Origin of the sequence: Arsenicicoccus dermatophilus (assembly GCF_022568795.1) — a bacterium.
GTDB classification, from domain to species: Bacteria; Actinomycetota; Actinomycetes; order Actinomycetales; family Dermatophilaceae; genus Arsenicicoccus; species Arsenicicoccus dermatophilus.
In genome coordinates this window covers 637,330-651,076 of record NZ_JAKZHU010000001.1, presented here as the reverse complement: position 1 = coordinate 651,076, position 13,747 = coordinate 637,330, and the positions used below count along the sequence as shown (strand labels likewise).

The following is a 13,747-nucleotide window of genomic DNA, read 5'->3' as shown; positions in this document are numbered from 1 at the left end:
CAGGGTCAGGGAGGGTTCGCGGAGGTGAGGGGCCCCGCGAGTCAGAGGCGGGTGCCGGGCTCCAGCCGGGTGCCGGCGGGCAGGTCCACGCCCGCCCCGACGTGGCACTCGCGCCCCAGCAGCGTGACCTCGTCGTCGGTGAGGTCGTGGTGGGGGCGCAGCCGTCCGACCCGGGCCCCCTCCCCGACCACGCAGTGGGTGTCCACGATCGCCGAGGCCACACGGGCCCCGGCCTCGACGCGGGAGTGCGCGAAGACCACGCTGTCCTCCACCACCGCGTCCTTGGCGACCTGGACGCCCGGCCCCAGGACGCTGCGGCGCACCGTGCCGTGCACCTCGCAGCCCGCGCTCAGCAGGCCGTCGTCCACCTCGCCGCTCGGGCCGACCCGGGCGGGCGGCAGCTCGGGGAACCTGCTGAGGATCGGCCAGCCCGCCCGCTCCAGGACGTCCACCTGCTCGTCGAGCAGGTGCCGGTGGGCGAGCAGGTAGTCCGAGGGCGTCCCGAGATCGCGCCAGTAGCCCGACAGCGGGTGGGCCCGCACCTCGCCGTGCTCGACCAGGTGCGGGAGCAGGGTCTGCCCGAAGTCCCCCAGGCCCGATCCCTCCGCCTCCGCGCCGTCCGCGCGCAACGCCTCGAGCGCCTCCACCAGCGCGCCCGCGTCGTAGGCGAAGATCTCGGCCGCGATGGTGGTGCTCGGCGGTTCCTCGCACTTGTAGGCCACCTCGGTGATCCGGCCGTCGTCGCCCACCACGACCGCCGCCTTGGCCCGCGCCTGCTCGGGAGTCACGTCCACCGTCACCACGGTGCAGTCCGCGCCGGAGCGACGGTGCGCCTCGACCAGCTCGGCGAAGTCCAGGGCGAAGACCGAGTCCGCGCTCATGACCAGCACCACCTCGGGTGCGGCGGTCCGGATGTCGTCGACCCGGCGCAGCAGGTCGTCGGCGTTGCCCTCGGAGAAGCCGCTGTGCGCGGCCCCCTCCTCCGGCACCAGCCACTGCAGGCCACCCTCGGTGCGGTCCAGGTCCCAGGGGCGACCGCCCGCGACGTGGCGGGCGAGGGTGCTCGCCTGGTACTGCACCCCGAGCCAGACGTTCGAGATCCCCGAGTGCGCGAGCGAGGACAGGGCGAAGTCCACCAGCTGGTAGTGCCCGCCGAAGGGGAGCGCCGGCTTGGCGCGCTCGCGGGTGAGCACGTCCATACGCGAGCCCTGTCCACCCGCCTGGACGATGGCAAGAACGGGGTGTCGACGGGAGGTGCGGATCATGTGACCGAGACTAGGCCGACGGGCCGACATACCGCTTGCCGAGACCGAGCCCGGACCGTGTGGGAGGCTGACCCCTATGGACGACATCGTGGCGTCGTGCGCCGCCGACCTGCGCGTGCTCTCACCGGCGGCAGACGACCACGAGCTGGAGTCGGTGGCCACGGACCTGGTCGACCGGTGGCTCACCCCCGACCGCAGCTTTCACACGCTGCGCCACCTCGCCGAGATCCTCGCCGCGCTCGGTCGGCTGGCGGCGGTCGACGAGATCGACGACCGGGAGCTGGTGCTGTGCCGGGTGGCGGCATGGTTCCACCACGCGTGCGGCCCGATCGCGAGCCCCGACGAGGGCGCCGCCCTGGCTCTGGAGTCCCTGGACCGGCTGGGTGCCGACCTGGCGGTGATCGAACGCGTCACCGAGCTCGTGGCGGCCACCGAGGACCACTCCCCCGGCGCGGACCGGGCGCGCGCCGCGCTCATGGACGCCGACCTGTGGATCCTCGCAGCCTCCGAGCAACGCTTCGACGAGCACTGCGCCCAGCTGGCCGCCGAGCACGCCCACGACGAGGCGTATGCCGAGCAGCGCGCGGCCCGGCTGCGGGCCCTCGTCGAGCGGGAGCACCTCTACGCGACGGAGCACGCCCGCCGCTCCTGGGAGCCCGTGGCGCGTCGCCAGGTGGAGCGCCAGCTCACCCGCCTCGCCGAGGCCTGACCGGCCGCCTCCCGGCTCCTCGGGGCCGCCTCCCGCCGAAGCCGCCCTCAGAGGTTGGCGCGCAGGAAGGCCACCACCTGCTGCTGCAGGTCGGGCCGGGTGTAGAACGCCGGCTCCGCGTGACCCGCGTCGATCAGGACGACCGGGGCCTTGGCGCCTGCCCGGGTCAGCGCCTGCGAGAGGCGCTGCGACTGAGCCATCGGCACCACGCAGTCCTGGCGGCCGTGGAGCAGGAGCATGGGCGGTGCCCCCGGGTGGACGTGGTGGAGGGGGCTGGCCAGGGTGCCGCGCGCCGCCCCGGCGGGTGTGCTGGGGTCGACCCCGAGGAGCGCGGTCTCCGGGCCCAGGTCGGACGGCGGGCAACCGGCCGCCGTGCGGTCGGCGAGCAGGTGAGGCAGGTCCGCCACGCCATACATGGCGACGACGGCCTTGACGGCGCTGGACCCGCCGGGCCGTCCGAGGGATCCCTCCAGATCGGCACCACCCGTCCGCGTCCGCGTCGGCCCGAGCAGCCCGGCGAGCTGGGCGAGGTGCCCGCCCGCGGACTCGCCCATCACGGCGATCCGCTCGGGGTCGATCCGCAGCCGGGACGCCTCGCCCCGCAGGTGGCGGATCGCGGCCTTGACGTCGTGGATCTGGGCGGGGAAGGGCGCCTGGCTCGACAGCCGGTAGTTCACGGACGCGACGGCGTAGCCCTGGGCGAGCAGGACGTCCCGCAGGTGCTCGACGCCGATGGAGTGGCCCGTGCCGTCCAGGAGGGCCTTGTCGCCCATCTGCCAGGCGCCACCGTGCACGAACACCACCAGCGGGTGGACGCCCGGGGTGGACGGCAGGTGCAGGTCGAGGCGGTGCGATCGGGAGCGGTCGCCGACGTAGTCCACGTCGCGCAGGACCGCGCCGGGCACCGCGCCGTCGGACGTGGCAGATCCGCTCCCGGTGGCCGCGGTGGCACCGGAGGTGGCGGTCCCGGTGCGCGGGTCTGCGCCGCCGGACCGGGCGCAGGCGGTCACCACGAGCAGGGACGACGTGACGAGGGTCGTCGCGCGGAGCATCGGTCGGCGCATGAGGTGGGCTCCTCCGGTCGGCGGGGAGTCCAACCTATCCCGCGCGCCGGAGCTCCCGTCTCATCCGTGACTCCCGGTGATTGTCCCCACGCCGATGGCTGAACCCGCCGAGCCTGTGGACGGCCCCGCGGTCCGTCGCCCGACCTGCCGGACAGTGGTGATCGGCCGACGCCCGTCGGCGACATCCACCGGACGAGGACATGATCATGAGCGCGACCTTCACCGTCGACACCGAGCGCATCGCGGCGGCCGCCGTCGACGTCGGCCACATCTCCGGGGAGATCGAGTCCCAGGTCGCGGCCCTGATGGGCCGGCTGACGGCGCTGCAGGACGCCTGGCAGGGCTCGGCCTCGGCCGGGTTCCAGGGGGTGATGGCGCAGTGGCGCGGCACCCAGAGCCAGGTCCGCGAGTCCCTCGACGCGATCAACCGGACGCTCCAGCAGGCGGGCGTGCAGTATGCCGACACCGAGTCGGCCAACACGGCGATGTTCCGCTGATCCCGGGGATCCACCGGCGGTCACAGGCCGGCGGGCTCCGCGGGCGGGCGCGCGCCCGGTCGGGGACGTCCGGTCGCGGCGCCCGGCGCGGGCCGATGACCCCGAGCGCCATCAGGACCCCCAGGATGATCACGGCAGCCCCGACGAGCCCTGCGGTCGTCGGGGTCTCGCCGTTGTAGGCGTAGGCCGCCACCGTCCCCACCACGGGGACGAACATGGACCAGGGCGCCACCGTCGACGCCGCGTGCCGGGAGAGCAGCACGTTCCACAGTCCGTAGCCCGCCATCGAGGCGAGGTAGGTCACGAAGGCCAGGCCCACCAGCGACATCGGCGTCAGGTGGGTGAGGGCGTGCCGGTCCCGGTCCCAACCCTCGAGCCACAACGAGAGTCCGAGCAGCGGGATCGGCGCCGCCAGCGCCGACCACACGACGAGCGAGAAGCCGGTCCGCGGCGGGTAGCGCCGCGTGAGGACGTTGCCGGCGCCCCAGGAGGCGGCCGCCGCCACGGTGAGCAGGAAGGGCAGCAGCGGCGCCGAGGCCATGAACTGCCAGCCGACGAGGGCCATGCCGGCCACCCCCAGGGCGATGCCGGCGACCTGCCAGCGGGTGGGCAGCTCGCGCAGGACCAGCGCGGCCAGGCCGACCGTGAACACCGACTGGACCTGCAGCACCAGGGAGGCCAGGCCCGCCGGCATACCCAGCTGCATGGCGGTGTAGAGCAGCCCGAACTGACCCGCTCCCGTCGCCAGCCCCGCCCCCACGACCACGCGCCAGCCGGTGCCCGGCGGCCGCACGAAGAACACCGCCGGGAGCGCGACCAGCGTGAACCTCGTCGCGGCGAAGAGCAGCGGCGGGATCACCTCCATGCCGAGCTTGGCAGCCACGAAGTTCACGCCCCAGATCAGGACCACCACGCTTGCGAGCAGCATGTCCTTGCGGGGCATCATGGCGGGCTCCTCGGGCTGGGGGACGTGGTCCCCGCCAGTCTGCGCCTGCGGCGGCTCGGAGGCGCCTGCGGGCCGCAGCGCGGACAGGGGTGTGTCGTGCCCAGCCGCTCGCCGACCGGTGCCTCGTGCGGGGAGTCACACCTCTGGCGGACCGGAAGGTCTCGGCAGCGCCAGACCGGTGCTGGCAGGCCGAGAGCCCCGGACGACGAGCGTCGTCCGGGGCCCTCGAGCCGTGAGGCGGGGCGGGTCAGAAGCCCATGCCACCCATCTCGTCGCCACCGGGCATGGCCGGGGCGGCCTTCTCCGGCTTGTCGGCGATGACGGCCTCGGTGGTGAGGAAGAGCGCGGCGATGGACGCGGCGTTCTCCAGCGCGGAGCGCGTGACCTTGGCCGGGTCGATGATCCCGGACCCGATCATGTCGACGTACTCGCCCGTGGCGGCGTTCAGGCCCTGGCCCGCGGGCAGGTTGCGGACCTTCTCGGACACGACGCCGCCCTCGAGACCGGCGTTGACCGCGATCTGCTTGAGCGGGGCCTCCGCGGCGACCTTGACGATGTTGGCACCGACGGCCTCCTCGCCCTGGACGTCGAGCTTGGCGAAGGCCGCGTCGGTGGCCTGCAGCAGGGCCACGCCACCACCGGCGACGATGCCCTCCTCGACGGCGGCCTTGGCGTTGCGGACCGCGTCCTCGATGCGGTGCTTGCGCTCCTTGAGCTCGACCTCGGTGGCCGCGCCCGCCTTGATGACGGCGACGCCGCCGGCGAGCTTGGCGAGGCGCTCCTGGAGCTTCTCGCGGTCGTAGTCGGAGTCGCTGCGCTCCATCTCGGAGCGGATCTGGGCCACGCGACCGGCGATCTGGTCGGCGTCGCCGGAGCCCTCGACGATGGTGGTCTCGTCCTTGGTGACGACGACCTTGCGCGCGCGGCCGAGCATGTCGAGCTCGGTGCTGTCGAGCTTGAGGCCGACCTCCTCGGAGATGACCTGGCCACCGGTGAGGATGGCGATGTCGCCGAGCATGGCCTTGCGGCGGTCGCCGAAGCCCGGGGCCTTGACGGCGACGGACTTGAAGGTGCCGCGGATCTTGTTGACGATCAGCGTGGACAGGGCCTCGCCCTCGACGTCCTCGGCGATGATCATGAGCGGCTTGCCGGACTGCATGACCTTCTCGAGCAGCGGCAGGACGTCCTTGATCGCGGAGATCTTGGAGTTGACGATGAGCACGTAGGGGTCCTCGAGGACGGCCTCCATGCGCTCGGTGTCGGTGACGAAGTACGGCGCGATGTAGCCCTTGTCGAAGCGCATGCCCTCGGTGAGCTCGAGCTCCAGGCCGAAGGTGTTGCTCTCCTCGACGGTGATGACGCCCTCCTTGCCGACCTTGTCCATGGCCTCGGCGATGAGCTCGCCGATCTGCGGGTCGGCGGCGGAGATGGAGGCCGTGGAGGCGATCTGCTCCTTGGTCTCGATGTCCTTGGCCATGGCGTGCAGCTCGTCGGAGACGGCCTTGACGGCCTTCTCGATGCCGCGCTTGAGCGCCATCGGGTTGGAGCCGGCGGCGACGTTGCGCAGGCCCTCCTTGACCATGGCCTGAGCCAGGACGGTCGCGGTGGTGGTGCCGTCACCCGCGACGTCGTCGGTCTTCTTGGCGACCTCCTTGACGAGCTCGGCGCCGATCTTCTCGTAGGGATCCTCGAGCTCGATCTCCTTGGCGATGGACACACCGTCGTTGGTGATCGTGGGGGCGCCCCACTTCTTCTCCAGCACGACGTTGCGGCCCTTGGGGCCGAGGGTGACGCGGACCGCGTCGGCAAGGGTGTTCATGCCGCGCTCGAGGCCGCGGCGGGCCTCCTCGTCGAAAGCAATCAGCTTGGCCATTCGGGGGGTTCCTCCCACACGAGACGGACTGGTGACCGCACACCGCCCGCGACGGACGGACCGGGTCAGGAGGGTTCACATCACCCGTGACCCGGGCCTCGGCATACGGCCCAGAATTATCACTCTGACACTGAGAGTGCTAAGACCATGATTAGCACTCGGTCCTCCCGAGTGCAAATGGCGCGGCAGCCCTCGGAGCGGCCCCGCCCTCGCCCAGCGCGTCGCCCCAGCCGACCAGCTCGTCCAGCCCGCGGAGCAGGGCCGCGTCCTGGGGGCGGGCGTACCAGTAACCCTGGGCCAGGGGCACCCCGAGCTCGCGCACCCAGCGCGCCTCCGCGGCCGTCTCCACCCCCTCGGCGACGAGGGTGATGCCGAGCTCGCGGGCGAAGGTCACCACGCCGGTGACGATCGAGCGGGCGGCCGACGAGCTGGGCAGGTCCCGGACGAAGGCCCGGTCGATCTTGATGCCGTCGACGGGCAGGTGCACCAGATAGCTGAGCGAGGAGTAGCCCGTCCCGAAGTCGTCGATGTAGACCCGGAAGCCCTGCGCGCGCAGGGTCTGCAGGGTGCGGGTGACCTCGGGGCCGCGCTCGACCATGGCCTCCTCGGTGAGCTCGAGGTGCAGCTGCTCCGGCCGGACGTCGTGCGCCTGGAGGTGGCGCAGCAGCCCCCGTGCCGGCCCCGGCGAGTGCAGCAGGACCGTCGGCACGTTGACCGCGACCGGCACGGTCCGGGGCCCGAGGGTCTGCAGCGTCCGTATGGCGGCATCGACGGTCCAGCCGGTGAGCCGCGCCAGCTGCCCGGTGCGGGCGGCGTAGTCCAGGACGCGCCCCGGGCCCGTCACCGCCCCGCCGTCGGCGGCCCACCGCAGGAGCGCCTCCACCGAGCGCACCTGCAGGTCGTCCGTGGTCACGATGGGCTGCAGGTGCATCTGCACGGCGTCCTGCCGCCACTGGCGCGAGAGCTCGCTGTCCTGGTCGGCCCGGCGCTGGGCGGCCAGGGACAGGCCGGGCTCGTACAGGCGCACCACGGACGTGGACTGCTTGGCGGCATACATCGCCAGGTCGGCGCGCCGCAGCAGCTCCTCGGCGTCCACGCCTGGTGCGCCCACCGCGAGCCCGACCGACGCACCGACCTGGTGGACGCGCTCGCCCACGACGAAGGGTGGGACGATCGCGGCGTGGACCCGGTGGGCGGTGCGGGTGCCCTCCTGGACACCGCCGCGCAGGACCACCACGAACTCGTCGCCGCCGAGGCGGGCGACCAGCGGCTCGGTGCCCTGCTCCCCGCGCACTGCCTGCCCGATCCGGACGGACACCTGCTGCAGGAGGGCATCCCCCGCGTGGTGGCCGTCGGAGTCGTTGACCTGCTTGAACCGGTCGAGGTCGAGGTAGAGGACGACGGTGCGGCCGCCGGCGGCGAGCCGGGCGGTCAGCTCCTGGACGAGCTGCTGCCGGTTGGGCAGGCCGGTCAGCACGTCGTTGAAGGCGAGCGCCCGCAGCCGTTCGCGCAGGCCGTCCCGCTCGGTCACGTCGCGCACCGCGACGACGTACCCGTCCTCACGTCGGCCGACATTTCCCTCCAGCACCTGGCCGCCGTGGTGCACGTCCAGGCGCGATCGGCCCGTGCGGTCGGCCACGGCCAGCGCCTCCCGCACCAGCCGCGGGTCGGCGCCCAGCAGCTCGTGGAGGGTGCGCATGCCAGGGTCCCCCGGGCCCCGACCGGCGCCGGGCGTCCGGATGACCCTTTCGGCGGCCGGGGAGACGTAGTCCAGGCGCCCGGTGGCGTCGCAGATCAGGACCACGTCCTGCGAGTCCTGCACCAAGGTCCGGAAGTACCTCTCCCGCTCACGGGACTCCTGCATGGCCTCACGCAGGCGGGTGTTGGCGACCAGCTGCCGGGCGAGCAGGGCGATGACGAAGCCGCCGCCCACCACGAGCACCGAGGCCCGGGGCACCCGGGGGGCCGCGGCGCGGGTGACGACCGCGGTGGTGACCACGATCGCCGTGACGACGTAGGGCAGCCGGGCGGCGGCATACAGGCCGGTGTCACGCTCCGGAACCCAGCGGCGGGGCCGATCCACGAAGGGCAGGGCGAGCAGGCCGAGGTGGGCCAGGACCGTCGGGACGCCGGCCCACCGTCCCAGCGCCGGAGCGGGCACCGAGGTGGCCAGGAAGATCAGGGCCCAGGAGATCGCCCTGGCCGTGACCACGGCGCAGACCAGGAGGCGCAGCGCCCGCCGACGGGCGAAGACCTGGTGCCCCACGAGCAGGACGACGGCGGGGAGGTAGCCCACCAGCGCGAGCTGCACCAGGTCCGCCTCGGACTGGAGGGAGTCGCTGTGCCGGCCGGACAGCTGCAGGGCGAAGTTCGCGACGAGGGTGACCCCTCCGGCGAGCATCCACCCCTCGGCCAGGATCTCCGTCCAGGACCGGAAGAGCCCGTAGGCCGACAGGCACAGCCCCAGGGTCGCCACCTGCAGGAGCACGAGGGCGGCCATCGGCTCGTGCAGCCAGGTCCGCGCGACGTCCGCACCCAGCGAGCCGACGCCGAGCAGGACCAGCCCGACGGTGGCGACGGGGGCCCGGCGCACCTGCACGCGGGCACGCAGCAGCACGCCGAGCGCCAGCAGGAGGAGGCCCGACGCCAGCCAGGCCACGGTGCCGCTCACCGGCATCGCCTAGGCCGTGCCGGGGGAACGCACGCACAAGGACATACGGACAGTATGTCGCTGATTACCGTCCGGTATCGCGGTATCCGACCAGATGTCCCGGAAAGGCTCAGTGGGCGGCGAGCGCCCGCAGCCGGCCGTCGGCCTCGCTGGTCACGGGGTCAGCCAGGTCGTCCACGTAGACCACGACGAGCTCCCGTGCCGGGTTGCCGGCCACCTCGTCGAGCAGTCCGCGCCAGGCGACCAGGTTGGGATGCTCGACGCCCGGGCAGGCCTCGGCGGGCGCGAGGTCCGCGACGGCGCGGCGCAGGACCTCGGTGCTGACCGGCAGCGTCTCGGAGGTGCGGGTATGCCGGACCAGCCGCCCCAGCACCACCGCGGGCATGAAGCCGCCGTCACGGTTGACGACCGGGAACTCCCAGGTGGGCTCCGAGGTCGCCGAGCTGATGCCGACCCCCCACAGGACGGGTCGCTGCCAGCCGGGGATGGCCGCCTCGGCCGCGTCCCGGATGGCGACGAGCTTGTCGGGCGTGTCCCAGGCCTGCGTCTCGGGTGCGTTCATGGCGCCAGTGTCTCAGGCAGGCGGGGCTCAGGCGGTGGCGACGGCCGAGGGGAAGGCGTCGCGGTAGCTGCGCCAGGCCCCTCCCCCGTCCGCGGTCCGGTCGGTGCTCTCGGCGGCGAGGACCGCGTGGGCGACCGCCCGGGTGACGCAGTCGGCCCCGGCCTCCATCAGCACCGCCAGCTCGAGCAGGGTGGGCCGGTGCTCGTGGGTCCCGGAGGCCATCGCGAAGAAGGTGTCGCCGTCGAGATAGGTGTGGACGGGGCGGACGGCGCGCGCCAGCCCGTCGTGGGCGATGCCGGCCATCTTGCGGCACTGGGTCTTGCTCAGCGCGACGTCGGTGGCGACGACCCCGATGGTGGTGGCCAGGCCGGGCCGGCCGGCGACCCGGTCCGGCAGGGCCAGGGCTCGCTCCTGGGCGCGGCGGACGTCCTCGGCGCAGGGATCGCGCAGGGGGCCCAGCTCGCCGTCCACGGCCAGCGGCGCCGACCACAGCCGGCCGGTCTGCTCGTCGACGGCAGATCCGACCGCGTTGACCACCACGACCGCCGCCACGGTGATGCCGGAGTCCAGGACGACGCTCGCGGAGCCGAGCCCACCCCTGAGCTCGCCGACCTTGGCGCCCGTGCCGGCGCCGACGCAGCCCTGCGGGACCGGGCGACCTGCGCCGGCACGGGCGTCGGCATACGCCGCCCGCCCCTCGGCGGGGCCAGGGTGGTGGCGCCATACGCCCGCCCGTCCCAGGTCGAAGACCACGGCCGCGGGCACGATGGGCACGACCTGCCCGGGCTGCCCCACGGGCCAGCCGATCTCGTCGTCGAGCAGGGCCTTGGCCACGCCGTCGGCGGCGGACAGCCCGAGCGCGGAGCCCCCGGACAGGACGACGGCGTCGACCCGGTCGACCAGGTTGACGGGGTCGAGCAGGTCGGTCTCGCGGGTGCCGGGCGCGGCGCCCCGGACGTCGACGCTCGCGGGGCAACCCTGCGGGGGCAGGACCACCGTGGTGCCGGTCAGCCAGCCGGGCTCGGCGCGCGTGGCATGCCCGACGAGGAAACCGGGGACATCGGTCAGGGAGTTGGTCGGTCCGCTGCGCATGTTCGGGAACCTAACGGAGACCAGCCGATTCGCCGACCCCCTGGACCCTGACGGGTGCGGCCGGCCACGGAGCGTGGGTCAGACCTGGACGCCGAGGCGACGGGCGCTGCGGGCCCGCTGGCGCTGGGCGCGCATCCGGCGCAGACGCTTGACGAGCATCGGGTCGTGCTCGAGGGCCGCGTCGGTGTCGATCAGGGCGTTGAGCAGCTGGTAGTAGCGGGTGGCGCTCAGCCCGAAGAGCTCCTTGACGGTCTGCTCCTTGGCGCCCGGGTGCTTCCACCACTGCCGCTCGAAGGCGAGGATCTCGCGCTCCTGGTCGCTCAGCGACGCGACGGGTCGCTCGGCCGAGGTGGGCTGCAGGGCTGCGGTCATGCCGGCGAGGATATCGACCGAATCACAGGGGTGTCATTCACCTCGCCGTCGGTTGGGCCACACGTGTCGGACGGCTGGGCTTCACCTTGACGGGCGAGACCCAGCCGTCCGCGGGGGGTGGTACGCGAACCCCGCACCGCCCCAAGGTCACTCGGTCTGGATCGCCCTCAGGACGTCCATCCGCGAGGCCCGGTGCGCGGGCCACAGGGCGGCGACGACGCCCACGACCGCGGCCACCAGGAGGAAGGCGACGAGCTGGACCCACGGCACGTGCAGGCTCAGTCCGTCGTCCACGAGCGCCTGCACCACGGCCGTGCCGAAGAGCAGCCCCATCCCCAGCCCGAGCACCGAGCCGAGCAGCGCGATCCCCACCGACTCCAGCCGGATCATGCGCCGCAGCTGCCCGCGACCCAGCCCGATGGCCCGCAGCAGACCGATCTCCCGGGTCCGCTCGATGACCGACAGCGCCAGGGTGTTGACGATGCCGAGGACGGCGATGACGATCGCCAGGCCGAGCAGGCCGTAGATCATGGCCAGCAGCTGGTCGATGCTCCCCGCCTGGGCGTCGGCGAACTCCTGCTGGTCCTGCAGCGAGACCATCGGCAGGTCCCTGACGATCGCCTCCAGGCGGGCCCGGGTGGCGGCCCTGTCGGCGCCCGGCGCGAGGTCCACGTTCACCTGGGAGTCGACGGCCGGCAGCCCGGCCCGCACGAGGGTCTGCAGGGTGGTCACGACGCCGCCGCCGGTCCCCTTGGGGTGCTCGGAGAGGGCGACGATCCGGACCGGCAGGGGCGTCGCGCCCATGCGGTAGTCGAGGGTCTGCCCGACCTTCCACCCGTTCTCCTCGGCGGTCCTGCGGTCCACGATCGCCGTGCCGTCCCGGAAGTCCGAGAGCGAGCCCGCCACGACGGTGCCGGCCAGGATCGTGTCGAAGTCCCGGGGGCCGATCGCCCCCAGCATGGCCCGCTCGCCGCCGAGCTCGACGGGCACCCGGCGGAAGCGGTGGACGGCGGCGACCCCGTCGACCTTGGCGGCCTGGTCACCGATGGCGGTGGAGAACGGCTGGTACGTCGGGTTGGAGTACATGAAGTCTCCGCGCAGCCCCTCCTCGATCGCCGAACGTGTGCTCGCCTTGGCGGAGTCCCCCAGCACCGACATGGCCGTGACCAGCGTCAGGCCGATCATCAGGGCCGACGCGGTGGCGGCGGTGCGGCGGGGGTTGCGGATCGCGTTGAGCTCGGCGAGCGCTCCGACCTGGCCGAAGAGCGCGCGGTACCCCCGGCCGAGGGCCCACAGCACCGGCTTGCCGAGCACCGGGGAGCTGAAGGACACCCCGAGCAGGGTCAGCAGCGCTCCTGCGCCGATCCACCACAGCGGCTGCGGCGTGCCGTCCCAGAACAGGCCGGTGAGCAGCACGGCCAGGCCGACGGCCGTCATACCCAGACCGATGACGAGGCGCCTGCCGAGGTCCTGCGCCCCGGTCGTCGCGGCCCCGGACATCGCGGCGACCGGCGGGACCGTGGAGGCCCTGCGGGCCGGGAGGAAGGCCGCGAGCATCGTGACGAGCATGCCGACGAGGTACGACGCGACGATGGCCCGCGGGCTCAGCGTCGGCGTGACCGCGCCCATGTCCAGGCCCAGGGTGCCGAAGATCGCGGCGATGCCCTTGGCGATGGCCAGGCCGAGGAGCAGCCCGATCGTGGAGCCCACCAGCCCGACGACGAAGGCCTCGAAGAGCACCGACCCGCGCATCTGGCCGCGGCTCGCCCCCATCGCCCGCAGCAGGGCGAGCTCGCGGGACCGCTGGGCCACCAGGATCGAGAAGGTGTTGACGATCAGGAAGGACCCGACGATCAGGGAGATCGCGGCGAAGACGAGCAGGAAGGTCGAGATAAAGCCGAGCCCCCGGGCGACGGCGTCCTCGGACTTCTTGGCAAGGTCGGGGCCGGTGACGGCGAGGAAGCCCGCCGGAGCGACCTCCTCGACCCGCCGGGCGACGGCGTCGACGTCCTGGCCCTCGCGGACGGTGACCCAGGCCATCTGGTAGGCGTCCTTGCCGCCCGTCCACTGCCGCTGGGTCGTGCGCGCGTCGAACATCGCGTAGGTCGCGCCGGCCGTCGACTCCTTGCTGCCCCACAGCACGGTGCCGGCGATCCTGGCCCTGAGCGAGGGCTGGGCCCCCGAGCTCGCGACGGTGATGGTGTCGCCGATCCGGTAGCCGGACCTCGCCAGCGACACCGGGTCGATCAGGACCTCGCCGGGGCCCGGCAGCCGGCCGCTCTTGACGACCATGCCAGGCTGGTGGCCGTAGGCCGGGGCGGTGACCACGTTGCCGCCGATGGCGGGGGCGCCCTGGCCGCCGATGACCTTGCCGTTCTTGCCGATCAGGAAGGCGTCCATGACCGTGGTGACGCCCTGGGCGGACTCGACCCCGTCGACCTTGGCGATGGTGTCGATCTGCGCCTGGGCGATCTCGCCCCGCATGGCCGTGGCCATGGAGTCGGGGTCGCCGTCCGTGGCCTGGACGTTGATGTCGGCGACGGTGCCGTTCATGATGCCGTTGAAGGCCGTGCTCATCATGTCGGTGAAGATGAGCGAGCCGCTCACGAAGGACACGCCGAGCACGATGGCGAAGGCGCTCATCAGGAGCCGGAGCTTGCGCCCCAGCAAGGACTTCCACGAGGCGCGGAGCATGG

Annotated in this window: 11 protein-coding genes; 2 read left to right on the top strand and 9 right to left on the bottom strand. The window is 73.2% G+C overall.

Annotated features, from left to right (window positions below; genetic code table 11):
* Positions 1 to 41: 41 nt before the first annotated feature.
* Positions 42 to 1,265: a glucose-1-phosphate adenylyltransferase family protein gene (locus MM438_RS03140; RefSeq protein ID WP_241450994.1), complete on the bottom strand. Its 1,224-nt coding sequence runs from the start codon at positions 1,263 to 1,265 to the stop codon at positions 42 to 44.
* Positions 1,266 to 1,341: 76 nt separating this feature from the next.
* Here MM438_RS03140 and MM438_RS03135 point away from each other — a divergent pair, with 76 nt between their 5' ends.
* Positions 1,342 to 1,974 (top strand): HD domain-containing protein, encoded by a 633-nt coding sequence (locus tag MM438_RS03135; RefSeq protein WP_241450992.1) that lies wholly within the window; start codon positions 1,342 to 1,344, stop codon positions 1,972 to 1,974.
* A 47-nt stretch (positions 1,975 to 2,021) separates the two neighbouring features.
* Here MM438_RS03135 and MM438_RS03130 read toward each other — a convergent pair whose 3' ends face one another.
* The gene (locus tag MM438_RS03130; protein WP_241450990.1) at positions 2,022 to 3,038 is read right to left on the bottom strand and encodes an alpha/beta hydrolase; all 1,017 of its coding nucleotides are present in this window, start codon (positions 3,036 to 3,038) and stop codon (positions 2,022 to 2,024) included.
* A 206-nt stretch (positions 3,039 to 3,244) separates the two neighbouring features.
* Here MM438_RS03130 and MM438_RS03125 point away from each other — a divergent pair, with 206 nt between their 5' ends.
* The gene (locus MM438_RS03125) at positions 3,245 to 3,535 is read left to right on the top strand and encodes a WXG100 family type VII secretion target (RefSeq protein WP_241450989.1); all 291 of its coding nucleotides are present in this window, start codon (positions 3,245 to 3,247) and stop codon (positions 3,533 to 3,535) included.
* On the opposite strand, the gene MM438_RS03120 is transcribed toward MM438_RS03125, so the two are convergent.
* From MM438_RS03120 to MM438_RS03090, 7 genes are all read right to left on the bottom strand, one after another.
* Positions 3,462 to 4,481: an EamA family transporter gene (locus MM438_RS03120; protein ID WP_241450987.1), complete on the bottom strand. Its 1,020-nt coding sequence runs from the start codon at positions 4,479 to 4,481 to the stop codon at positions 3,462 to 3,464. The two genes, MM438_RS03125 and MM438_RS03120, sit on opposite strands and share 74 nt — an antisense overlap.
* Positions 4,482 to 4,728: 247 nt before the next feature.
* Complete coding sequence (groL, locus tag MM438_RS03115; RefSeq protein WP_241450985.1) at positions 4,729 to 6,354, bottom strand: chaperonin GroEL; 1,626 nt, start codon at positions 6,352 to 6,354, stop codon at positions 4,729 to 4,731.
* 151 nt (positions 6,355 to 6,505) lie between these two features.
* On the bottom strand, positions 6,506 to 9,025 hold the full coding sequence (locus MM438_RS16605) for a putative bifunctional diguanylate cyclase/phosphodiesterase (RefSeq protein WP_241450983.1): 2,520 nt from the start codon (positions 9,023 to 9,025) through the stop codon (positions 6,506 to 6,508).
* Positions 9,026 to 9,134: 109 nt separating this feature from the next.
* Entirely contained in the window at positions 9,135 to 9,587 is a 453-nt protein-coding gene (locus MM438_RS03105; protein ID WP_241450981.1) for a hypothetical protein, read from the bottom strand.
* A gap of 27 nt (positions 9,588 to 9,614) precedes the next feature.
* Positions 9,615 to 10,679: a P1 family peptidase gene (locus tag MM438_RS03100; protein WP_241450980.1), complete on the bottom strand. Its 1,065-nt coding sequence runs from the start codon at positions 10,677 to 10,679 to the stop codon at positions 9,615 to 9,617.
* 78 nt (positions 10,680 to 10,757) lie between these two features.
* On the bottom strand, positions 10,758 to 11,051 hold the full coding sequence (locus MM438_RS03095) for a DUF3263 domain-containing protein (protein WP_241450978.1): 294 nt from the start codon (positions 11,049 to 11,051) through the stop codon (positions 10,758 to 10,760).
* A 147-nt stretch (positions 11,052 to 11,198) separates the two neighbouring features.
* Complete coding sequence (locus MM438_RS03090; RefSeq protein ID WP_241450976.1) at positions 11,199 to 13,745, bottom strand: ABC transporter permease; 2,547 nt, start codon at positions 13,743 to 13,745, stop codon at positions 11,199 to 11,201.
* Between the last annotated feature and the right edge of the window lie 2 nt (positions 13,746 to 13,747).

Bases quoted from the DNA above. Each gene is read 5' to 3' on its own strand.
- MM438_RS03140 (WP_241450994.1), bottom strand. From the start codon at position 1,265: ATGATCCGCACCTCCCGTCGACACCCCGTTCTTGCCATCGTCCAGGCG.
- MM438_RS03135 (WP_241450992.1), top strand. From the start codon at position 1,342: ATGGACGACATCGTGGCGTCGTGCGCCGCCGACCTGCGCGTGCTCTCA.
- MM438_RS03130 (WP_241450990.1), bottom strand. From the start codon at position 3,038: ATGCGCCGACCGATGCTCCGCGCGACGACCCTCGTCACGTCGTCCCTG.
- MM438_RS03125 (WP_241450989.1), top strand. From the start codon at position 3,245: ATGAGCGCGACCTTCACCGTCGACACCGAGCGCATCGCGGCGGCCGCC.
- MM438_RS03120 (WP_241450987.1), bottom strand. From the start codon at position 4,481: ATGATGCCCCGCAAGGACATGCTGCTCGCAAGCGTGGTGGTCCTGATC.
- groL (WP_241450985.1), bottom strand. From the start codon at position 6,354: ATGGCCAAGCTGATTGCTTTCGACGAGGAGGCCCGCCGCGGCCTCGAG.
- MM438_RS03105 (WP_241450981.1), bottom strand. From the start codon at position 9,587: ATGAACGCACCCGAGACGCAGGCCTGGGACACGCCCGACAAGCTCGTC.
- MM438_RS03100 (WP_241450980.1), bottom strand. From the start codon at position 10,679: ATGCGCAGCGGACCGACCAACTCCCTGACCGATGTCCCCGGTTTCCTC.
- MM438_RS03095 (WP_241450978.1), bottom strand. From the start codon at position 11,051: ATGACCGCAGCCCTGCAGCCCACCTCGGCCGAGCGACCCGTCGCGTCG.
- MM438_RS03090 (WP_241450976.1), bottom strand. From the start codon at position 13,745: ATGCTCCGCGCCTCGTGGAAGTCCTTGCTGGGGCGCAAGCTCCGGCTC.